This is a genomic window from Mycobacterium sp. B14F4 (assembly GCF_039871645.1).
Classification (GTDB): domain Bacteria; phylum Actinomycetota; class Actinomycetes; order Mycobacteriales; family Mycobacteriaceae; genus Mycobacterium.
In genome coordinates, this window is the sequence record NZ_JBDPMF010000009.1 from 172,907 (window position 1) to 194,149 (window position 21,243).

Annotated in this window: 17 protein-coding genes and 1 pseudogene; 5 read left to right on the forward strand and 13 right to left on the reverse strand. The window is 66.1% G+C overall.

The window, feature by feature from the left end:
* Positions 1-28 precede the first annotated feature (28 nt).
* A complete protein-coding gene (locus tag ABGB19_RS22500) occupies positions 29-490 on the reverse strand; it encodes a cyclic nucleotide-binding domain-containing protein (RefSeq protein ID WP_347688206.1) in 462 nt (153 codons plus the stop codon).
* A 567-nt stretch (positions 491-1,057) separates the two neighbouring features.
* Positions 1,058-2,764: a DUF4407 domain-containing protein gene (locus tag ABGB19_RS22505; protein ID WP_347688207.1), complete on the reverse strand. Its 1,707-nt coding sequence runs from the start codon at positions 2,762-2,764 to the stop codon at positions 1,058-1,060.
* A 302-nt stretch (positions 2,765-3,066) separates the two neighbouring features.
* Between ABGB19_RS22505 and ABGB19_RS22510 the strand changes: the two genes are divergently transcribed.
* The 3 genes from ABGB19_RS22510 to ABGB19_RS22520 all read left to right on the forward strand — a co-directional run bounded on the left by ABGB19_RS22510 (position 3,067) and on the right by ABGB19_RS22520 (position 7,264).
* Positions 3,067-4,497 (forward strand): wax ester/triacylglycerol synthase family O-acyltransferase, encoded by a 1,431-nt coding sequence (locus tag ABGB19_RS22510; RefSeq protein ID WP_347688208.1) that lies wholly within the window; start codon positions 3,067-3,069, stop codon positions 4,495-4,497.
* Positions 4,494-5,519, forward strand: a complete 1,026-nt coding sequence (locus tag ABGB19_RS22515; RefSeq protein WP_347688209.1) for an NAD-dependent epimerase/dehydratase family protein — start codon at positions 4,494-4,496, stop codon at positions 5,517-5,519. The genes ABGB19_RS22510 and ABGB19_RS22515 overlap by 4 nt, the downstream gene beginning before the upstream one ends.
* A gap of 125 nt (positions 5,520-5,644) precedes the next feature.
* Complete coding sequence (locus ABGB19_RS22520; protein WP_347688210.1) at positions 5,645-7,264, forward strand: peptide chain release factor 3; 1,620 nt, start codon at positions 5,645-5,647, stop codon at positions 7,262-7,264.
* Between the two features lie 11 nt (positions 7,265-7,275).
* Here the strand turns inward: ABGB19_RS22520 and ABGB19_RS22525 are convergent, their stop codons facing one another.
* The 7 genes from ABGB19_RS22525 to ABGB19_RS22555 form a co-directional block, all read right to left on the reverse strand.
* The gene (locus tag ABGB19_RS22525; protein WP_347688211.1) at positions 7,276-8,427 is read right to left on the reverse strand and encodes a serine hydrolase domain-containing protein; all 1,152 of its coding nucleotides are present in this window, start codon (positions 8,425-8,427) and stop codon (positions 7,276-7,278) included.
* 293 nt (positions 8,428-8,720) lie between these two features.
* Positions 8,721-10,388 (reverse strand): DUF6880 family protein, encoded by a 1,668-nt coding sequence (locus tag ABGB19_RS22530; RefSeq protein WP_347688212.1) that lies wholly within the window; start codon positions 10,386-10,388, stop codon positions 8,721-8,723.
* Between the two features lie 64 nt (positions 10,389-10,452).
* Positions 10,453-10,836: a type II toxin-antitoxin system death-on-curing family toxin gene (locus ABGB19_RS22535; RefSeq protein WP_347688213.1), complete on the reverse strand. Its 384-nt coding sequence runs from the start codon at positions 10,834-10,836 to the stop codon at positions 10,453-10,455.
* On the reverse strand, positions 10,833-11,030 hold the full coding sequence (locus ABGB19_RS22540) for an antitoxin Phd (protein ID WP_347688214.1): 198 nt from the start codon (positions 11,028-11,030) through the stop codon (positions 10,833-10,835). The genes ABGB19_RS22535 and ABGB19_RS22540 overlap by 4 nt, the downstream gene beginning before the upstream one ends.
* A gap of 56 nt (positions 11,031-11,086) precedes the next feature.
* Entirely contained in the window at positions 11,087-11,785 is a 699-nt protein-coding gene (locus ABGB19_RS22545; protein WP_347688215.1) for a DsbA family protein, read from the reverse strand.
* The gene (locus tag ABGB19_RS22550; RefSeq protein ID WP_347688216.1) at positions 11,782-12,561 is read right to left on the reverse strand and encodes a maleylpyruvate isomerase N-terminal domain-containing protein; all 780 of its coding nucleotides are present in this window, start codon (positions 12,559-12,561) and stop codon (positions 11,782-11,784) included. Before ABGB19_RS22550 ends, ABGB19_RS22545 begins: the two co-directional genes overlap by 4 nt.
* A 119-nt stretch (positions 12,562-12,680) precedes the next feature.
* Positions 12,681-13,226 carry a helix-turn-helix domain-containing protein gene (locus ABGB19_RS22555; protein ID WP_347688217.1) on the reverse strand — a complete coding sequence of 182 codons (546 nt, stop codon included), beginning with the start codon at positions 13,224-13,226 and terminating at the stop codon, positions 12,681-12,683.
* Positions 13,227-13,334: 108 nt separating this feature from the next.
* Between ABGB19_RS22555 and ABGB19_RS22560 the strand changes: the two genes are divergently transcribed.
* A complete protein-coding gene (locus ABGB19_RS22560; protein WP_347688218.1) occupies positions 13,335-13,715 on the forward strand; it encodes a hypothetical protein in 381 nt (126 codons plus the stop codon).
* Positions 13,716-13,811: 96 nt separating this feature from the next.
* Positions 13,812-14,903: an HNH endonuclease domain-containing protein gene (locus ABGB19_RS22565; protein WP_347688219.1), complete on the forward strand. Its 1,092-nt coding sequence runs from the start codon at positions 13,812-13,814 to the stop codon at positions 14,901-14,903.
* A 326-nt stretch (positions 14,904-15,229) separates the two neighbouring features.
* Here the strand turns inward: ABGB19_RS22565 and ABGB19_RS22570 are convergent, their stop codons facing one another.
* From ABGB19_RS22570 to ABGB19_RS22585, 4 genes and pseudogenes are all read right to left on the reverse strand, one after another.
* The gene (locus tag ABGB19_RS22570) at positions 15,230-17,494 is read right to left on the reverse strand and encodes a DUF2357 domain-containing protein (RefSeq protein WP_347688220.1); all 2,265 of its coding nucleotides are present in this window, start codon (positions 17,492-17,494) and stop codon (positions 15,230-15,232) included.
* A gap of 2 nt (positions 17,495-17,496) precedes the next feature.
* Positions 17,497-19,647 carry a hypothetical protein gene (locus ABGB19_RS22575; RefSeq protein WP_347688221.1) on the reverse strand — a complete coding sequence of 717 codons (2,151 nt, stop codon included), beginning with the start codon at positions 19,645-19,647 and terminating at the stop codon, positions 17,497-17,499.
* Positions 19,648-19,777: 130 nt separating this feature from the next.
* Positions 19,778-20,140 (reverse strand): annotated as a pseudogene (locus tag ABGB19_RS22580) (patatin-like phospholipase family protein); the annotation flags it as partial.
* Complete coding sequence (locus ABGB19_RS22585) at positions 20,137-21,144, reverse strand: PQQ-dependent sugar dehydrogenase (RefSeq protein WP_347688222.1); 1,008 nt, start codon at positions 21,142-21,144, stop codon at positions 20,137-20,139. The pseudogene ABGB19_RS22580 and the gene ABGB19_RS22585, both read right to left, overlap by 4 nt.
* Positions 21,145-21,243 lie beyond the last annotated feature (99 nt).

Consider the following 21,243-nt stretch of genomic DNA (forward strand, 5'->3'; position numbering starts at 1 on the left):
GCGAGGTGGCCGCGCTCGTTCGGGAGGACTAAGTGGCGACGCCGTAGAGACCGCGAAGCTGGAATCGTGTCGCATCCAGGCGTTCGCCCAGGATCGAGGCGATTCGCTTCAACAGTTCGTAGCCCATTTCGTGGTCCTGTTCGCACTTATCGCGCAGGCACTTTCCGTCGAAGGCGATAGCCCGTGTCGTCTCCGCCGCCCGCGCATCGAACCTCCAGTGGTACGGCGGGATCAGCCATGACCAGCCGAGGATCTCGCCGTCGTGCAGGGTCTGAACGGTCAGGCCGCCATGGCCCGGGCTGAAGACTTCCAGCGCGATCTTGCCTTCGCGGATAAGGTAGAAGTTGTTGGCTTCCTCGCCTTCGCGGAAGATGACCTCGCCGGCTTCGAAACGGACGTTCGCCGCGCATCCGACGGCCAGTTGGATGTAACGAGGATCCAATCCGGCGAAGAACGGATGCTTGGAAAGTATGCCTTCGAGGGTCTTCATTTCCTGTCCCCTTTCCCCGCCGCGGTCATCTGCCCATTGTGGACCTCGCCGAGGGACAACAGCGGGCTTTCACCGCGGTGAATCATGGAAATGAGCGGTGTCGGGGCCAAGGGTGCCCACCACCCCGGGCGCTCGGCGGGCGGCGGTGGAGGCGACCGCAGACGCATCGAGGCGAAACGGTGAGTCCGGCCTCCGCCAGGACCTCGTCGACCGACGACAGACCTTCGCCGACCTCCGTACGCGTGTCGACGACGGCCGCAGGCCAACATAGCCAGATCCGAAGTGCGGTGGGCAGTCCCGTCGACACCGCGGGCTGCAGCCGTTACGGCGCAGCGTCGCCCGCCAGCACCTCCGTGCTCACCCGAGTGCTTCGTAGGTCGATCTGGCGCGCGCCATCTCGAAAACGAGAGTGCCAGTGCTGGATTCGGCTGCCCGCGCGAGAGCGTCGTCGATCGGTTCCGGTACGGCACCGGCATCGGCGACGCCCGACAACATGTCGTGGTCGATCCGGACGGCGATGGTCAGGTCATGCCCGCCGGCGAGTCGAGTACCGAGAACGAGTTCGTTTTAACGTCCGGGCGGCAGTTCCCGGGGACCGCGATGCCCGCTCAGTTCACGCCGCCCACTGCCGGTGAGTTCGGCGCGGCCCTCGCCCCTCGTCATGGCCGCGTGGCCCGCATCGGCGCCGAGCCGTCCGTAGTCGTGCTCGCGATCGTCGGCTCTGACGGTCGACGCGTTTGGAACACGGTCTCCGGCAGCTTCATCGGTTTCCTCCACCTGGGTGGTAACCCTGCGGGTGCGTCGCAGCGAAAAGTGGATCTCCTCGGTCTCCTCGAAGATCTGTCGCGCACCGCGTAGCGGCTTGGTGGTGGTGTCGATCGCGTTGACGATGATCGGCGGCACCAGCGGGCGAATCCACCGGGCTGCGGCGCGGGTGACGTCCGGAATCACCGGGATCAGCGGCCGTCCGGCGGTGGGCTCCACCGACTGGGGCTCGTCCCGCGCGGGAAGGTTTTCTGGTGGGTTCCCGTCGTCTTCGACGGCCGGCAACTCGGCGGCGGAAAGGCTCGCCGCTTCGGCCTCGGCGGCGATCGGCAGGTACACGTCCTCGACCTCGGGGATGCGTTCCGACCGCGCGTGCAGTGCCGGGTCGATCGCCTCGATCACCCTGCGGCGCTCCTGCTCCCGGTCGATCTGCAGTTGCGCCTCGACGGCCATGCGGGCGCTGGCCAGTTGCTGTTCGGCCCACATGGTGTCGATGGCCGCGCGCACCTCGGCCCGCTTCACCGCGACCGCCGTGTCGGCCTGCAGTTCCGCCCGATCCCGCTCGACGTCGGCGGCGAGCCCGCGATCCTGGGACGTTTCGCCCCGCCACCGCCGAAGGACCAGCGGCAGCAGGCTCAGCAGGACGAAGAAACCGTCGACGACGAGCCGCAGCACCAACGCGCCCGGATTGGCCAGCGTGTGGTCGTTCATGGCGACCCATCGAGCGCCCAGCCCGCGATCCGCATCGGCCATCGCGCCCTGCCGGGCTTGTGCCAGCGCCTGCTCGCCGTCGGCTATCTGGGCATCGAGCGCGGGCGCACGACCGTCTCGCTCGGCCAACGCGGCGTCGAGCGCCCGCTGAGCGTCGGCGAGGTAGTCGTTAGCCGTCCGGTTTTCGGGTCCGGCCCCGGGCACGCCGGTGATGAAGGTCTGTGGGCAGTCGGGCCTGGGATTGAACTCACAGCGGGCCACCACCAGGGCTTCCTGGCGGCGCCGCACGGCCTGCTCGACCGCCGCGTCGAGTTCGCCGCGCGCGGCGCGGGTGCGGTCCAGGTCCGCGGCGGCCTGAGCGGCGGCGGGAGCGGACTCGGCGGTGCGCGCGGCCTGCGCGTCGAGCAGCCGGTCGATCGAACCGGAGAACACCACGACCGCGGCGAGCTCGCCGACCACAAGCCCGACGGCGACCGCGACAGCCGCGCGGCCCACTACGCCGGAACCGTGGACCACGCCGGAGGCGATCGTCCGGCTCAACGCTCCGACCAGCAGCCCGAACGTCGAGGTCACCGCGACGACGGCCACCGTCGGCCAGGACGTCGGCCCGGCCAGGGCCGCGGCTGCCACCAGCCACGCCAGCATCGCAGCGACCAGCACCACGACTCCGGCGCTGATGAGCGTGGACCGCTCATGGCGTGCGCCGCGTTCACGTCGCTCGCCGCCGCCGAGCCAGATGAGCGAGGCCGCAACCGGCGAGACGGCGCGATCGGACTCAAGATTCCTGTGGGCGCCCATCGAAAACTCCAAACATCTCCGGGGTATGTCCAGGCGTGACGGGGCGCCGTCCGACTTCCCTGTCGGTGGCGTGGGCCCCTTGCCCCCCGCGGATCGCACCATCACGCCGATGCGAATGCTCGAATCCTCTCACAGACACCCGCGCGCGTGCCTTCTCGGCGACCCGCGCCGGCGCGGTCACGGCCCGACGCTCTACGGAACCGACGTGGACAACCGGCTGCAAATCGTGACGGGCAAGATCAGGTGCGATTGCTGTCGCGAGCGGCCCCCGCGCCCCGACTCACGCTCCCTAGAATGCGGTGATGCCTACGACGGCGGCCCGCTTGAACGTCACCGACAATTCGTTCCTCACCCTCGAAAAGGGTGGCGGACACATGCACGTGGCCGGTGTTCTGATCTTCGAGGGACCGCCACCGCCCTATGAGCAAGTTGTGGCGCGGATTCAGTCTCGCCTCGACCTGGTCCCGCGCTACCGGCAGAAGCTCGCCGGCTCCCCGTTGCGGCTGGGGCGCCCATTGTGGGTCGACGACCCCAACTTCAACATCCACTACCACTTGCGCCACACCGCGTTGCCCGCACCCGGATCGACGGATGACCTCGAAACGCTGGTAGGGCGAATCTGTTCACAGCGCCTCGACCGCTCCAAACCGCTGTGGGAGTTGTGGTATGTGGAGGGACTCGATGACGATCGGTTCGCGCTGATCGCCAAGACCCATCACGCGCTCGTCGACGGGATCGCCGGAGTGGACGTCGCCAGCCTGCTCTTGGACTCGCTCGAGGCCGACCCCGACGGTGCCACCCGGGACGGCGCTGACGCGGACTGGGAGCCCGCTTCGGAGCCGACCGGAGCGCAGCTTGCCTCCGCCGAATTGCGTGAACTCATCGGGGGGCAGTGGTCCGTCGCCAAACGAGCGTTGCAGGCCGTTCCGCATCCCCGCCGAGCCCTCCATGTGGCCGGCGAATACCTGCAAGGCTTACGGGACTTCCTCGGCGCCGTGGTCGACACTGCCCCGCCCTCCCCCTTCAACGTCCCGCACGGTCCGCACCGGCGGGTCACCTGGTTCGAAGTAGAGCTGTCCGAGGTCAAGCGAATCAAGAGCGCGCTCGGCGGAACCGTCAACGACGTGGTAATCGCGGCGGTCGCGGGTGGCTTGCGGAGCTGGATGCTGGACCGGGGCTATCCGGTCGACGGCCTCACGCTGCAGGCAATGGTGCCCAAGTCTGTCCGGGAAGAAACCGAGCGTCATTCGTTCGGCAACCGGATCGCGGCGATGCGCGCGCCTCTGCCAGTCGGCGTCGCGGATACGGTCGAGCGGCTGCGCACAGTGAGTGCGGCGATGAACGACCTGAAGAATTCGAAGCAGGTGCTCGGCGTCGAGGCCTATCTGGGCATGCAGCAGTTCGCGCCGCCGACGCTGCTGGCCCAGGCAGCGCGGCTGAACTTCTCCACCCGCTTGTTCAACCTCATCGTCACCAACGTTCCCGGACCTCAGTTCCCGCTGCACATGCTGGGGCGCGAACTCGTCAGCTTCCTGCCGATCGCGCCTACGCCGCAGGCCCACACCCTCGGGTTCGGAATCCTCTCCTACAACGGCAAGCTCGGCTTCTGTCTTATCGGCGACTGGGAGGTGATGCCCGACATCCGGGATGTCGCCGGCCACATCCGCGACGCTCTTGGCGCGCTGCAGCGGGCGGCAGAGACTTCGGGAACGGCGACCGGTGGGTCGTCATGACCGGCACGGACGGGCTGACCGTTGCGGTCACCGGACCGACCGGCGACATCGGCCGCTCCCTGCTCCGTGCGCTCGAAGGTTCCGACCGCGTCACGCGCGTGCTGGGGATGGCGCGCCGACCGTTCGATCCCGAGGCGCACGGGTGGAGCAAGGTGTCCTACCGCCAGGGCGACGTGCTCGATCCCGATTCCGTCGCCGCCCTTGTCGCCGACGCCGACGTGGTAGTGCACCTGGCGTTCCTGATCTTTGGCACCCGGGAGCAAACCCGCGAGGTCAACCTCTGCGGCTCACGGAATGTGTTCGAGGCGGTGGCCGCCGCCGGCGTACGGCGCTTCGTGTACACGTCCTCGGTCGCCGCTTACGGGTTCGGAGACGACACCCCGGAGCACGTGGATGAGACGGTGCAGCCGCGTGGAAGCGAGGCGTTTTACTACTCGGCGCAGAAGGCGGAGCTCGAGGCGCTCCTGCAGGAGATCCTCGGCGCGGCAGGTGTCGACGTGTACATTTTCCGGCCCGTCGTGGTTGCCGGTCCGGACGCACTGCTGCTGGTTGACAGCATCGCGAAGAGCTTTCAGATCGGTGGGCGGTTCCCGGTCGAACGGCAGCTGGTCAAGGCGCTGCCATGGCTGCGGCCGATGCTTCCCGACCCCGGCGTGGCGATGCAGCTCGTCCACCACGACGACGTGGCCGACGCGCTCGTGGCGGCGATCGAGGGACAGGGGACCCCGGGCATCTACAACCTCGCCGCGCCGGATCCGGTCTCGCTCAGCGAAGTGGCCCACGCCCTCGGGTGGCGACCGCTGCCGATCCCGCGCCAGGCCGTGCCGATCGCGGCCGCGGCAATCGAACGGCTGCAGCGGTTCCTGCCCCAGGACCTCGCGTGGGTGAACGCAATGCGTAAAACGCTCGTCCTGGAGACGACCAAAGCGCACAAGGAACTCGGCTGGCACCCTCGCCACAGTGCCCACGCTGCCCTGCGCGAGACCGCGATCGCCGCACGACTCCAGGGGCTGCTGTCATGACGACAGCACAGGCCGTCAAAGGCGTTCCGGAGGCCGGCGAATACCTGAGGTTAACCGTCGGTCCATCATGCGCAGTGGTGCCGATTGGTGGTTTGAACCCCGAAGCCAATACCATCGCTGAAGCTATGACCGAGATTGCTCTGACGGCTGCGCCGAGCGCCGATCCCTCGCCGCCTGGCCGTGTCTCCGCCGAGGCGGGCCGCCGCAGGACCTTCGCCGTCATCAGCCATCCCGACGCCGGTAAGTCCACGTTGACCGAGGCGCTGGCGCTGCACGCCCGGGTCATCACCGAAGCCGGCGCGGTCCACGGCAAAGCGGGCCGGCGGGCGACGGTGTCGGACTGGATGGAGATGGAGAAGGCCAGGGGCATCTCGATCACGTCGACGGTGCTGCAGTTCCCGTACCGCACGTGCGTCATCAACCTGCTCGACACCCCCGGCCACGCCGACTTCTCCGAGGACACCTACCGGGTGCTGACGGCCGTCGACTCCGCGGTGATGCTCATCGACGCGGCCAAAGGCCTTGAGCCGCAGACGCTGAAGCTGTTCCAGGTGTGCAAGCACCGTGGAATCCCGATCATCACGGTGATCAACAAATGGGACCGGCCCGGCCGCCACGCTCTGGAGCTGATGGACGAGATCCAGGCCCGGATCGGGCTGCGCCCAACGCCTTTGACGTGGCCGGTCGGCATCGCCGGGGACTTCAAGGGGGTGCTCGACCGGCGGAGCGGAAACTTCATCCGGTTCACCCGCACCGCGGGTGGCGCCACCGCTGCCCCCGAAGAGCACATCGCGGCGGCCGACGCGCACGGCGCCGCCGGCGACGACTGGAACCACGCCGTCGAGGAGTCCGAGCTGCTGTCTGCCGACGGCTCGGACTACGACCGCGAGCAGTTCCTCAGCGGCGCGGCCACACCGGTGCTGTTCACCTCGGCGGCGTTGAACTTCGGCGTGAATCAGCTCCTCGATGTGCTCGTCGAGCTCGCGCCGCCGCCCAGCGGGGCGCTCGACGTCGACGGGGTCCGGCGCGCCGCCGAATCACCGTTCAGCGCTTTCGTTTTCAAGGTGCAGGCCGGCATGGACTCCGCACACCGCGATCGGATCGCCTACGCGCGGGTGTGTTCAGGCACCTTCGAACGCGGCGACGTGCTGACCCACGCCGCCACCGGGAAGCCGTTCGTCACCAAGTACGCGCAGTCGGTGTTCGGCCAGCAGCGCACCACCCTGGACACGGCGTGGCCGGGTGATGTGATCGGGCTGGCCAACGCCGCCGCGCTGCGCCCGGGTGACACGCTGTTTCGCGATGTGCCCGTGCAGTATCCGCCGATACCGAGCTTCTCCCCCGAGCACTTCGCGGTCGCGCGCGGCAGCGACCCGAGCAAGCACAAGCAGTTTCGCCGCGGGATCGAGCAGCTCGAGCAGGAGGGCGTCGTGCAGGTGCTGCGCTCAGACCGGCGCGGCGACCAGGCGCCGGTGCTCGCCGCGGTCGGCCCGATGCAGTTCGAGGTGGCCACCCACCGGATGGCGACCGAGTTCAGCGCGCCGATCGCGTTGGAGTCACTGCCGTATCAGGTCGCGCGGATTGTCGACCCCGCCGACGCGGCGTTCATGGACAAGCAGGTGTCGGCGGAGGTGTTGACCCGCAGCGACGGGGTGATGCTCGTGCTGTTCTCCACCCCGTGGCGGCTCGAGGGCTTCCAACGCGACAACCCCGACGTCAACCTCGGGTCGTTGGTGGCGGCGTAGGCCGTCGCTGCTTACGAGATCGCCGTGCCGAGCTCCGCGTAGACCGCCGCCTCGAAGCCGAGGATTGTCTCGACCATCTTGTCGTCGAAGAACGGCAGCAGCTGCGTCGCGATCACAGCACCGATCCCCGCCTTGCGGTCGATCCAGAAGAAGCTGTTGAACAGCCCCGACCAGTCGGCCGAGCCGGCGCTGCGCATGCCGGGCAGATCGGCCAAGTACAGGTGGAACCCGAGACCCCACCCCTGCGGCACGTCGAGCAGCTCGACCGGGTTGGCCAGCTCGGGGACGGTCGGCTCCAACTTCTTCGGCAGCGGCGCCCCGTCGAGGTGGTCGCGCAACGCGAGCTCCACCGTCTCCTCTCTGAGGATGCGCGCGCCGTCGAGCTCGCCGCCGTTGAGCCACGCGCGTACGAAACGCCCGTAGTCGCCGATCGTCCCGTAGGACCCGTGGCCGGCGGCGTCCCACTCCTGCTCGACCGACAGGTCGAGCTCGGTCGGCGCCAGGCTGCCGTCCGGCCCTCGGGAGAGGACAGGTAGCAACCGCGCGCGCTGCTCGTCGCTCGGGGCGAACGTCGAGTCCGTCATGCCGAGCGGGCCGTACACGTGCTCGGCGAGGTAGTCGCCCAGTGTCTGGCCGCTCACGGCCTCGACGACCATGCCGACCCAGTCGGTGCTGAGGCCGTACTCCCAGACCGTGCCCGGATCGTGGACCAGCGGCGCGCTGATGCTCTGCTTCTTTCCCTCGAGCGGGTTGGGAAAGTCCTGCCCGGCGCAGAAGGCGAACAGCTTCTCGTTGAGGAAGTGGTAGCCGCAGCCGGCCGTGTGGGTCATCAGGTGCCGGACGGTCGCCGGCGTCCTGGGCGCGCGCAGGACCGGCTCCCCGCCCTCGAAGCCGTCCAGCACCTGGAGCTCGCCGAACTCGGGCACAATCGACGCGACAGTCGCGTCCAGGTCGACGCGCCCCTGCTCGACGAGCTGCAGCGCCGCGGTGGTCGCGACGGCCTTCGTCATCGATGCGTTGCGGAACATCGTGTCGGGCTTGGCATCTCCAGCTGCATGCTCGTAGAGGACGCCGTCGCGGCCGACCACTGTGGCCCCGACCCCGTGCAGCGATCCATCGGCGGTCACGCCGTTCAGCAGGTCGTCGATTCGCTCGAATCCCATCTGAAGCTCCTTTGCTTTCGGGGATATGCGAGCCATCATCGCACGCGGCGCGACGTATGCCGACGGACTTGAGCGGCCCACCACGTCAAGACTGCGGGTAGGACTGTGGTCGCGGCCGAAACAACAACCGGGTGGACAAAGTTCAGCTCTGCGACGGTGGAATTAAACGTGTAGCCGGGTCGCAGGTCTGGAAACCCCCGTCGCGCGAATCGCAGATGCAGCGTCGGCCGAGCACCGATTTGTACTACGGCGCCACGGTGCTTGATGCCGGGCCGCCAGTTCAACCCCGCCGTTTAGAGCCCCTTCGCGTCCAGCGCCTTCATCAGCGAGGGTCGCCTGCCGTAGTCCTCGCGGATCTGCGCGATGAACGACGCGAAATCGGCGCTGCGGCCGCCTCGTTCATAGAGTTCGGCCATAGTCGCCAACGTCGCGGCGATGTCGGGATAAAGCTTGGAGTTGGGGTGCCGCAGATCCTTCTCGAGCTGCAGCCGGTACAGGTCAGCAGCCTCGACCGGCCGAGCCTCGGCGCCGCGGACGGCCAGTTCCCGCCACGCCCAGCCGGGGCCGTAACGGTCGGCGGCCTGCCACGCGGCATCGATATCGCCCTCGCTCATATGGAGCTGCACCAGAACCGCGCCGGCGGCGAATGGGTCAGAGGCCGCCAGTTGCCGCGCGTGGTCGAAGGCCCAGGTGCGTTCGGAATCGAGGCGGTCGACGCCGGCCGCGAAGTCGAGCAGGACACGGTAGGCGCCCACCGACGGCGCTCGGACGAAGTCCGCGCGAAGGACGGCGACCGCATCGTCGATGCGACCCAGTCCCCGGTAGGTTTCGGCGACATGGTCCGGGCTCAACCAGAATTCGTTGCCACCGCCGTGGCTCGAGAATCGTCCATCGGCAACGGCTCGATCGATCCATGCCACCGCCTCGTCGGTGTGACCGGCTGCCCGCAACCGGTCGACAATCGCACCGTATTGCGGGTGTTCTCCCTGAGCGAGCAAGTGGACGGCCCGGTCGACATCGCCGTCGTGATCGGCGAGCTCCAGCAGCATGGCGTCGACTTCGAACCGCTTCCAGTGATCCAGACCTTCGAGCTTCCGGTCGAGCGCCGCCACCGCACGGCGGTAGGTCGCGAGTGCCCGTTCGTCGAATGCGTCCACGAAGTCCGCCAAGACCAGGTGCGGCCACCCTGGCGAGTCAGCGCGGAATTTCACCAGCCACGTCGCGAGTTTGACAGGGTCGGGCTCACCCAGTCGGCAGGCCCGCGCGTAAAGCTCGGCGGCCCGCTGGCACTGATCACCGATCGAACCCGAGGAGTCGTCAACCTGCTCGATGATCTTGCGCAACCGGGTCAGTGCGCGCAGCAACGCCGGCCGCGCGACTTCTGCGGCCCCACTGTTCACGTGGTTCTCGAGTTCGTCGAGCATTTCACTGGCCGCTTCCGCGACCTCAAAGGAACGTCGGTAGTCGACAAAGCCGCGGAACGTCAACGTGTTTCGCACGTAGGCCTCCAGCTCGGCTTTGGCGTGCGCATCGCTTCCTGAGGCCGTCGTGGCGCGAATCTCCAGCATGCGGCGGACCCCGCCGTCGCGCTGCGCAAGTGTCACGACCAGTTCACGCAACTCACCGACATCCATCGCGTGCACGACTGCTTCCAGCGCTGCCTCGGCCGTACCGTCGGCTGTGTCGTCGACCGCGACTCGTCCGGTGTCGATCGCGGCGAGTCCGGTCGCGACCAGATGCTTGCAGAAGTTGCCGTCGGCATTATGCGGGCAGGTACAGGACCCGTCGGGTAGCCGACCGGACCAGTCGAGCTCCACGGTGTAGACGTTCTTGGCCTGGATCGACGCGTAGGCCTTGAAGTCGGTTGTGCGGAGCCCTCGGACATAACGGACGTAGTCTTCGCCCCGGGCGTAGACCAGATCGCCGGCCACCTCGAGCAGCGCGGTTTCAGAGAGCGGCACGTCACCATGGTGCCCTATTCGTGGGCCACACTCTGGCGCAGCGCGCGCAGAGCTCAGGGCGCCGTCATCCGGATGCGAACGCCTGCAGCTTCTCCGCGAGTTCTGCCAGCTGCAGATCTGCATTCGTGGCAACGGCATTCATGTAGTTCTCGGCGTCGTCGACATCGAAGTCGGGGGCCAACTCGACGCCGTTGATGTACAGGAACGTCCACGCGGCCGCCCATGCGGTGCGCTTGTTACCGTCGACCAGCGCATGGTTACGAGCCAGGGACTGCAGCGGCGCCGCCGCCTTGGTGAACAGGTCGGGATAGGCGTCGACGCCGAAGGCGGTGGCCTGCGGCCGGGTCACCGCCGCGTCGAGCAGGCCGTAGTCGGCCACCCTCAGCTCGACCCCCACGGCCGCAGCACCGGCGACGAGAACGTCGTCGCGGTCCAGATATTCGGTCACGCCAGACGGCGGTTGAGCTCTGCGCTGCGTTCTGCGACGATCCGCGCAGCTTCGCGCACGCGCCGCTTGTGATCGCTGGCGGCATCGAGGGCGGCGCGGTGCACGAACGCGCGCAGCGACAGCTCCCCCGCCGCGGCCGCGGTTCGCAGCTGCTCCATCTCCGCGTCACTGAAGTTGACGTTCAAGGCCGGCATACAGGCACGGTACCAAATTCAGTACCGTGACCGGTACCATCAGACCCCGCCTAGCCTCAACGCGGCGTGTCGAAGGTGACGACCTTGCCCCGGTCGATCGACACCCAGTCTCGGGCCTCCAGGTACGGGCGGAAGGTCTCGACGATCGCCTGCTGGTCGGCGGGCGTCTTGGGCCGCTGCAACTCGTAGAGATGCGGGAACTCCGTCCACGCGACGACGGCGTCCCACAGCCGCACCGCCGCCTCACCGACCGGTGGATCGATGAGCACCGGCCCGAACAGGCACTGGCCGTCGGGAAAGAACAAGGTCGGCACCCCGTAGCCGTCGGCGTCGACGACGCGCTGGTGGTCTGCCATCACCTCGTCGCTGGTCGTCGGGTCGGCGATGGCCTGGTCGACCAGCTCGGGATCGAAGCCGAGTTCCTCCAAAAGGCTTCGAGCGACGGCCTTTTCGTGCGGCTTGTGCCCTTCGACGTGCAGTGCCCGCGCCGCCCGTTCGTACCACGCGTCGACGTCGACCATCGACTGCCGACGCAGCAGCGCGCCGATGCGCATCATCGACCAGCCGTAGGACCACTCCCGCTCCCACGGGTGCTTCTTGCCGTCCTGCCGGTTGATCTCCTCGAGGCTGAAGAAGCGCCAATTCACCTCGAGGCCGGTCAGGTCGCGCACCTCGCGGATCCATCGCGACGTCTGATACGCGTACGGGCACATGACGTCGAAGTGAAAGTCGACGGAGACAGGACGATTCGTCACATCGTGAACCTCAGGTTGCGGGCGGCGCGGTCACCGAGTTCGTCGTCGCCCCGCCAAGTGATCGTGCCGGAGTCGATCTGAGCCTGCGGATCGATACGCCCACAGGCGAGTTGGATGAACGTCGTCGAGTCGGTCGTCACCGTCACGTCGGGGTGGTCGAGGTGCTCGACCCGCGCGGCCCGACCGTCGACGGCGACGTGCAGCTGACGGACGATGGGTCCGGTGAGGTCGAACGTGAGGCTCTTGCCTTCGGGCAGGCCGACCTTCTTGCCGACGATGTAGCCGATCGAGTTCTCCACCTGGGCAAGCGCGATCTCCGCGGGGACGCCGGTGTCGTCGGTCGTGCGGCCGAGAGGGGTCGTGATGTCGCGTTCGTGCACCCAGATGTCGAAGACGCGGATTTGAAGGAACCGGCCGTAGGTGCCAGGGCCGACGGGCATCCAGGACGGGCGATCGAGGTCCTCACGGGACAGGGCGGCCAGGTCGCGCCGGCGTAGGTCGAAGACCGCGCGCATCTTCTCGAGGTACGGAGTGGGGTCGGCGATGAACTCCGCGGCCCGGTCGAACGACGGAAGCGTCGTGTCGTCCTCGGGCAACCACCCGGCCATGACGGCCTCGATGCTGGTGACGTGGTCGACGACGCCGCGGACCGTCCAGTCGGGGCAGAGGGACTGCGCCCGCCACTCGTCGTCGCTGAGGTCGGCACAGAGCGCTTCCATCGAGGCGTAACAGTGCTCGAGGGCGCCGCGGATCTCGTCCTCGCTTCGGGTTGCCACGACTCCTCTCTAGCGTTGAGACGGCGTCCATGGCGGCGGAATCGGCGAAATGACCGCCGCCAGCGCAATCTCAATCGGGCTGAGTCCTGAAGGAGCCGGGCCGCCGTGTGTTCGGCTGATTAGACCCGCACGCTCGGCCAGAACAGATCGAACAGTCGCGCTTCCCAGCCGTTCGCGACGCGGCCCGTCCGGGCGCGTTCGGCGATGACGGCACCGACTACCGCGTCGATGAGCGTGGCGCCGTCGAGGTCGGCGCGGAACGACCCGTCGGCCTTGCCCGCGTCGATCACCGACTCGAGTTCGGCGCGCTGGCGGGCGAGGATGCGGCGGAAGAGCTTGGTGAAGTCGGGGTCGTCGTCGGTGAGCATCGCCGCGAGGCCGCCGAAGCCGATGCCGACCTCGATGGTCTTGACGGCTTCGCGGATGAGCCAGCGGAGCCGGTCGGGCGCCTCGGTCTGCGCCGCGAGCGGTTCGGGAGTGGTCATCCTCTCCAGGGCGACGGACAACATGTCGCGGCGGTCGTGGTGCCGGCGGTAGATGGTGGTCTTGGCGATGCCCGAGCGTGCGGCTACCGCCTCGACGGTCACGGCCTTGGGCCCGCCTGAGCGCAGGAGCGCCAGGGTGGCGTCGGTGATGGCGTCGTCGACCTCGCGTCGCTGCGCCATCGGCCCTCCTCCTAGCACGCCGGGAATATCTTCGACCGGAGAAACGCTACACTAGGCGTAGCGCTACGATACGCGTAGCGTTTCTGAGGTTACTGAGAGGTGATTCTGATGTTGAAGGCGTTGGGACGGGTTTCGCTGACGTATGTGGCGTACGTGTGCATGCTGCTGATGTTCGTGGCGCTCGGGACGTTCGTGTACGCGCTGGCCGCTGGCAGCGCGCTGGCCGGGATCATCGGGGCCAGCCTGGTGGTGTTGATGATCGCGACGGTCGCGGGCTACCGCATCGGTGCGCGCAAGCGGGCGGAATCGAACGACAGTGGCATCGAGATCCCCAGTGAGAACATCTGGGCGCGGCCGCTGCGCCGCGAGCAGATCGACCAGTACCTGCTGACCTACCGCGGTGTCCGCAACAATCACGAGCAGCTGTTGAAGGCAGCCACCGCCCTGCCCGCCGAGCCGACGAGGTTGATCGATCGGCGCGCGGCTTGACCTCCCACTCCGCATGAGAACTTCACGTCGAGGCCCGCTCGCCGGTCAATAATGGACGAGTGCTGAGACGCGACACGATCGCGGGCTGGTGGAGCAGTGGCGAGTGATCCGCTACTGCTCGGTCAGCGCGTGATCGCGATCCTCGAGCAGGGCCAGCGGGACGCGACCTACAAGCTGGCGACGCTAATGGCGTTGATCGAGCACTCCATCGAGAATCTGCCACCCCATCCGGACGACACGCTAACCGTTCCGATCCCGGTACTTGCACACCGCGTCCTGGCGCTCTACTGGCATCAAGTCCGGCCCTTTCTCGGACAGGAGCTCGCTCAGCGCCGAACCGGCAGCAGGACCCGAATTATTGACGCCACGAAAGCTTTCCGGGCGTCAGCGAAGGCCGACAACAGTCAGATGTCACTCGAGACCGCGATGCTGCGCGCTCCCGTTGCCTACACGGAGGCGGTCGACCGCATCGCGCTTGCTTTGATCAAGCAGCCACTCCCGCGGCTGCAGAAGTTGCCGGGCTCGCCCAAGAGCGACCCTTTCCTCTATGACGACTCTTTCCTCGGGGAGAACGTGTCGCGCTCCACGGTTCGGGCTCACGGGGATGCCATCGAGCTGAAGCCCGGCGTCGCGTACGGGTTGGCGCGGCTGGCCGGGTTGCTCAAGCCGGCGCTGGAGATCATGTGGGTCGAGGATGTGCGACACATGAACAAGTTCCTTAAGTCCGACGTGCCCGATGTCGGCGGGCATCTTTTTGGCCGGGAACGCGCCGCACTGGCGGCGGTCAGGGCGCCCTATCGGGAAGCGTTCGGGCCGCACTGCTTCTACTGCGGCACGCACCTACCCCCGAATCCGATCGACAACCCGATCGATCATGTGCTGCCGTGGTCGCTGGTGGGAATCGACGGCCTGGCGAATCTGGTCCTCGCATGCCGTAGGTGCAACGCCGACAAGAGCAATGCGTTACCTGCGATGCCGCTGGTCGACCGTGCCCTCGAGGAGAAGCGGTTATCAGTATTGGAGGACATCGCGACGGAGTTGCAGTGGCCAACGCAGTATGAGCGCGTCGTGGCGGCGGCCCGCGGCATCTACCGCGGGCAGCCGGCGGGTGTGCCGACGTGGTCGGGTTACAAGACCAGCGTCCGGCTCGACATCGGTTTCTCACCTTGGTGGATCGCGCCGAACTGACTACCAGCAGCCTCTTGTCGAACCCCCGAGGCTGCACAGCAGTCAACCAGGCGTTTGCACCCTGTGCTCGATTGCACTTCCGCTTGACCGGCACCTTCTCGTGACTTCGCTGGACCACGGCGCCTTTTCGTGCGAGTTGCGTCATACGAATGGGCTCGGGCCGCCGTCCGCATTCGGCCAAGTGTCAGCGGTACATGGAGCATCGGGCGTGCGGGCGGAGCCTGTAGGTTGCATCCGCGAAGTGAGGGTGCCCCGCACGCCCGAAGAAACTGGGCACGCGGTCGCCCCTACCGACCGAGGCCTCGCGTCCGGATCGGCCCACCGCCTCAGGGTTCGATGACCGACGCAGCACGGATTACGTCCGACCAGGTCACGACAAGCGGCGCCCCGTTACGGACGTTCGTCGTTAGAAGTTCCACGTCAATCGAGTTGGCCCACGTGGGAAGGTGTTCGACGAACTCGAGGTCGGCAACGAAGTAGATGTCACCGTGGGGATCGGGGTACCCAGTCGCGATCAAGTCGGCCGCCGTTGCTGGCCGCCACCGCACTACCTTCGCGGCGCGGGCTACGTGTAGGGCGCTGTTCCGGTTCTCGTACAAGAGAAGCAGCTTCGCGCCGAGCTCCCGCCCGCCGACTTCGACGGCGCCAGCCCGATCTCCGGCGCGAATGTTGTACTGCCTCACCCGTTCTATCCATTGGCGCTGCTCGATATCTCGGACGAAACCGAGAAGCACATCCGTGTCGGCCGGAGGTTCGTCCAGAAAGTCCGTTGTCAACGATGACTTGAGGGTCGGCTCACCAGGTCGATGTACAGTCGCGGTCCAAAAGCGCTGCCGCTCATCACACGTGACCTGACTGGCGACATGGGTCAGTACATCGTTCAAGAATTGGTCTAGGGCTTGCGATGACGATGCCAAGCCATCGCTGCTCGGCCTCAGCGGGAAGGCGCCGAGGCCGGGCAATACTTCGTTGAAGCCCGGATGTCGTCGAATGTCTTTGATCTCTGAACCCGGGTACAGCACGTACGCTCCCGCCGTTCGTGCGATCGCGTCTCGGTAAGCGTGCATCTTGAGTAGGTCGTCGCGCTTAGCACTGCTCGAGGTCGTCGATTCCTCGAAAAAGTCATCCGACTCACGTGCTGGTGTCAGCTGTGCGAGGAGATTGTCGACACGGTACTTCGCATCGAAGTGGAGCCAAACTTCGAGCTCTTGCGAAAGGACGCGCGAAGGCGTGCTGCCTTCTGGTCGAATGCGCACGGAGCAGTCGGGGCGCATCGCTTGACTCCATGACCCTTGTCGATCATCCGCTCCGGGGAAAGTTCGATTGAAGAAAACCTCGACACGAAGGGGCCGGCCACCTCGTCTGACCGACCACGACAACTTCGACGAGCGGCCTGCCCGCATAGTCATGGAGAGGCCATCCCCAGCGACAGTGAAGGCACGCGCCGTCCGGTCCTCCCCGCAGACTCGCCCAAGCGAATCGACTACGGCGAGAAAGCACCAGAACTCATAGAGCGTTGCGATGTTGCGTTGTGAAGCTGCAAAGACGTCGGCCAAATCCCCGCGAGTGATGTGCACGGTTGGGCCCGACTCAGTCATCGCGAACGTCCGAAAGACTTCCCGGTAGCCTGCGCGCTTGAGCAGCACCTGGTCCGAAGTAGGCATTATTCGTAAAGAACTGACCTCTCGGAAGAGTGGGTGCGCCAGGTATTCGTCGAGTTGGGCACCGACGTCAGTAGCGATTTGTTGACCTCGGCGCAGCGGTCCTGACTCGACCTTTTGCGACGCTCCAGATAGCACGTCGAGCAACTCCAACGCGACGGCTCGCCAACGCTCCAAAGCGAATTTGACAAACTGGTTGGCCGCATTGTCGACGCTCGCTTCGGTGCGGTAACGGCTCAGAGCGGCAGGCAGAGACGCGAGCTTGGTCGGACCACCCGCCCAGGGCACCCGCCGACCGGGGACGCAGACGGCGCGACGGAAAGCGGCGCCCGCTGGAAACGGTGATCCAATCGGACGAATCTCTTGCTCGGACACCCATGTGCGGTGTGGCTGCGAAGTGACACGCGCAATCGCGGCCGCGAACGCTGGGTCCTGCAGGTACGCCGCGATCATCGCGAATCGGAGGTACAGCAGTTCGGCAGGCAATTCGCTAGGTGCAAGATGCAACATGCTTGGCGCGAATCCTTGCAACACCGCCTCAGCAGCGAATGAGGAGATGTCGGTCAGCATCTGGCGATATTCAGCTTCGTGATCCAGCTTGACGGCCAGGACGTCGACATCAGTCGTCCCTCGCCGCCCCGTCACGCGGTCAAAGACTTGAATCCGGAGACGCCCAACGGCTTGACCGGGACGTAGCCGCCCTCGCTTGCAACTCTCATCGTCGGGATCAAACAACTCGCGCGGCTCAACGTCTACATTCGTTGTGTCGGTGGTTATTTCGTAGCGGTATATCCCGCCTTCACGCAGCGCGACGTCACCGCTCGCGGATAAGGTCGTGTCCTCCCGACCGGGAAGATTGGCGACCAGCAGCTCACCGACGACGTGGCCTTCGACAGTTTGAAGCGCCAACTGCATCGGTTCCTGAGACATGACTACTCAGCGAAGCTGACGAATTGATTTGCGCGAACGGACTCGATCATGCGGCCGATCTTGTTGTGGGTCACAGGCAGCTGCGGGACCGGGCCGGTTCCCATTGTCAGCGCACTCAGCGCACTGAGAACCGGCTCCACTCGCCGTCGCGACCCGTGCACCTTCGGCAGAACCTTCTGCATCAGCACGAGGTCGAGCGCGGTATGCGCATCGGTGTCTCCGGTCGCTGCGAAGAACGCGCAGAACCGCAGGATCTCATACAGCGTTCGGTGCCCGAACTCTTGACTGGCCTCAGCCAAGATCACGTGCGCCTCTCGAAGCATCGACACGATCTCATCGCGCGCCGGATGAGGATGCTGCCGCTGCCAATCATCCCTTTCGGCCAGCGACGCGAAGGCGCGTACTCGGTGGTCCTCGCCGGCCGGCGCTGCAACGGGCCGTTGAAGCTCGGCGTCGAGTTCGTCAGAGGTCACCCGGAATTCGAAGGTGAAGGCCCTGTCGAGAACCTTTGGCGAGAACATGTAGGTCGTCTCGTCCACGTTGACTGTGCCGACAACGAAAAGATTGCGTGGCAACGGCAGCCTTTGCGCTTCCACGTCGCGTAGGACCCACTGGCGAGACGGTTGATCAAAGATCAGGTCCGGTAAGACAGGACGTCGCGACTCGACCCCAGAGAGGAAGTCCGAGAAATACCGCTCGACGTGGGCCAAGTTCATCTCGTCCAGGATCAATAAGTACGGGTGCTCGGGGTCCTTCGCTGCCCGAAGAACAAACTCGAACGCTTCTGGAACGAACCACACCGGCGCTCCAGACGCGGACGTACGTAGCGCATCCTCATACCCAAAGATAGATTCCGGCCCCGTCCAGTCAGGCCGAACGGGTACAACGACGTGGCGATGACGGCCGTGTTCGTCTGTGCCGAACCACTCACCTAGTCTCATCGCGAGCTGAGTCTTGCCCGAACCGGCTAGTCCCGTCAGGATCGCAAAGGGTTTGGCGAGCAGACTGCTCAGAAACGATCGAACGAGGTTCGAACCCGCCGGGAAGCGGAGTCCAGAGGCTTCCACGGCGTCGGCGAAGTCACGAAACAGTTCGGGCGGCATCGGCGCCTCAGATAATGTCGAGGTTGACCCTGCAGTCGCCGGAATAGAAGGCAAGTGCGCGGCGAGCTCGGGGAACCGCTGGGCCAGTTCGTTGACAAAGTCCCCCTGAAGGCGGACGAGATAGACCTGCTGCACGGCTCCAGTGACTGTGAACGGCGATCCTTGCCTCTGCCGGGCACCCTCGTTGATAGCGGCGAGTGCGACCGGCTCATTCAGCTCTTGATACTGCGTCTCGACCAGGCGGCCCGCTTCTTCCCAGGCTTGGTCGCCGAGCGGATTCGGCGCCGGCCTCGCTGCTGCTCTTACATGGCTTGCAGCACGCAACGAGCCATTGCTGTAATGCAGAACTACGTCACCCTCGCGGACCTCATCCATTGTGTCCCAGTGGTATTGCGGGCGGCCCGCCTTATTGAGCATCGGCGCCCAGAGGAACCCCCCATCGCGCTCCTTCGTGTATGTAGCTCCTTGATTCACCCACCAGACCGAAGCCTGTTGCCCGAGGAATGCGATCCCATGCTCGGTTAATTCACCATTTCTATCGATAAGCCCACTCTCTGTCAGGAGCTCTCGGTAGCGGGCACCCTGCGACTCGAAGGTCCGATCCGCTTGCCATTGGTCAGTTTTCGCATACTCCGCTAACGCGCGCGCTAGATCGGCGTTAGAGAAGCCGGCGGTCAAATCACGAACGATATGGAGAGCAATGCGAACGTCCCCAGCCAGCGGAGCGCTACCAGATAGACGGTCACGAAGGATGCCAGCCTGGATGTCATTAACGATCCACGGGTTGCTTCGGTCGACATTTTCGGCGTATTCGTTGCCCGCTGCAGTGAGCTTCCAGCTGCGCTCGTCCTCCGCGACCAGATCGAGCATTTGCGCGAACCGGAGACAATCACGAGCCCGCTCTCTCGGGCTCTCGACCGAACCCCCGGACTTGAAGAGTTGCGCTGGATCGTCACCGAGGAGTTCTTCGGTGTTGGCCGCGCCGACTTCGCAAAGGCGGGCGAGCAGCAGATTGCTATAGCTGAGCTTTAGGGTGGGGATGGCCAGCACGGTCCTAGGCTAGACGGGCTGGCCAGCAGCGCGCAGCAAACCTAGATCTTGTCTCATGGACAATTGGATTCGCGGCGCACTGGCCTAGGCGGCTACGGACGACCAGGCATCAAGAGTAACGCTCTTCACACAAATCACCCAGTAGCCCGGTCAGCAGGCTCTCCAGGTAGTCACCCTTGTACAGCCCGTCCTTGGCGACGAGCGACAGCGCCGGGCCGACGATCGGTATCCGTGCGAGCAGCGTCGGATCGGCGAACTTCGAGTAGTCGATACTCTGCGCGAGCTCGTCGAGGCGTCACAGTGGTTCTCCAGCCGCCTGCAGCGCCGCCACCATGGACGCGACGACCGCGCCGGCGCTGGACCCGGCGACCCGGGGGAATTCATATCCCGCCGCGGAGAGTGCGTGGACCGCGCCGACCAGCCCGATACCGCGAACGGCTCCGCCTTCACACACCAGATCCGCTCGCGCGGCACCGTTCTGAGCCGAGGTCATGGTCGGAACTGCAGGATCTTGTCGTCGCCATCGCGGGGACTGCCACGTCCGTCGCGGTTGCTGGTGGTGAACCACACAGCACCATCCGGTGCGGCGGCCACGGTGCGCAGCCGCCCGTACTGTCCGACGAACAGTGCAGCCGGTTCCGCCAGTGAGCCGTCCGCGCCGACCGGTACCCGGTAGAGCCGCTGACCACGCAGGCACGCCACCCACAGCGAGCCGCCGAAGTACGCCAACCCCGACGGCGACGCTTGGTCGACCGGCCACTGGATCACCGGATCGATCAACCCCGAGGTGTCCGCGCGGCCTTCGGCCATCGGCCAGCCATAGTTACCGCCGGGCTGGATCAAGTTGATCTCGTCCAACCGGTTGGCGCCATACTCGGTGACCCACAGCCGTCCGGCCGAATCCCACGCCAGCCCTTGGATATTGCGATGCCCGAAAGACCAGACCGGCGACGCGGGATCGGGATTGTCCGACGGGATCGAGCCGTCGGCATTGATGCGAAGAATCTTGCCGCCCAATGACGACCGATCCTGCGCCAGTCCCGGGTTGCCGCTTTCGCCCGTCGTGATGTAGAGCTTGCCGTCCGGGCCGAACGCGATGCGTCCACCGTCGTGAATCGAACCCGCGGGAATGCCGGTGAGAATCGCCGACGGCTCACTCAGCGACGCCCCGTCGAAGCGCATCGTCACCACGCGGTTGTCCTGCGCGGTCGTGATGTAGGCGAACACCGTTTGACCCGCGGTGGCCAGGCCGAGCAGGCCGCCTTCGCCTCGCGCGACGACGCCGGCCACCGTACCGACGTTGTTGACCACGCCCGGTCGCGACAAGTGCTGAATCGCCCCGCTGTCACGTTCGGCGATCAGCGCGCTGCCGTCGGTCAGGAACGCAATCCCCCACGGCACATCCAGATTGGTGGCGACGACGTCCGGCCCACCACCGCTCGGCTGCCCGACAGCCGTGGGGTCGTCGGTGCACGCGAAGGCCAACGAGACGGTCATGGAGAGTCCAAGGGCGGCGCGCAGCACGAAACGTTGGGCGGTGACCGCCCAACGCAGGCGCCCGGAGTTGGTGGCCGTATGCCATTGCAGGCGAGAATA

What these genes read in the sequence shown, in the direction of transcription:
- ABGB19_RS22505 (WP_347688207.1), bottom strand. Translation starts at nt 2,764, where the DNA reads ATGGGCGCCCACAGGAATCTTGAGTCCGATCGCGCCGTCTCGCCGGTT.
- ABGB19_RS22540 (WP_347688214.1), bottom strand. Translation starts at nt 11,030, where the DNA reads ATGCCGGCCTTGAACGTCAACTTCAGTGACGCGGAGATGGAGCAGCTG.
- ABGB19_RS22525 (WP_347688211.1), bottom strand. Translation starts at nt 8,427, where the DNA reads ATGGGATTCGAGCGAATCGACGACCTGCTGAACGGCGTGACCGCCGAT.
- ABGB19_RS22500 (WP_347688206.1), bottom strand. Translation starts at nt 490, where the DNA reads ATGAAGACCCTCGAAGGCATACTTTCCAAGCATCCGTTCTTCGCCGGA.
- ABGB19_RS22560 (WP_347688218.1), top strand. Translation starts at nt 13,335, where the DNA reads ATGTTGAAGGCGTTGGGACGGGTTTCGCTGACGTATGTGGCGTACGTG.
- ABGB19_RS22570 (WP_347688220.1), bottom strand. Translation starts at nt 17,494, where the DNA reads ATGTCTCAGGAACCGATGCAGTTGGCGCTTCAAACTGTCGAAGGCCAC.
- ABGB19_RS22515 (WP_347688209.1), top strand. Translation starts at nt 4,494, where the DNA reads ATGACCGGCACGGACGGGCTGACCGTTGCGGTCACCGGACCGACCGGC.
- ABGB19_RS22510 (WP_347688208.1), top strand. Translation starts at nt 3,067, where the DNA reads ATGCCTACGACGGCGGCCCGCTTGAACGTCACCGACAATTCGTTCCTC.
- ABGB19_RS22585 (WP_347688222.1), bottom strand. Translation starts at nt 21,144, where the DNA reads ATGACCGTCTCGTTGGCCTTCGCGTGCACCGACGACCCCACGGCTGTC.
- ABGB19_RS22520 (WP_347688210.1), top strand. Translation starts at nt 5,645, where the DNA reads ATGACCGAGATTGCTCTGACGGCTGCGCCGAGCGCCGATCCCTCGCCG.
- ABGB19_RS22555 (WP_347688217.1), bottom strand. Translation starts at nt 13,226, where the DNA reads ATGGCGCAGCGACGCGAGGTCGACGACGCCATCACCGACGCCACCCTG.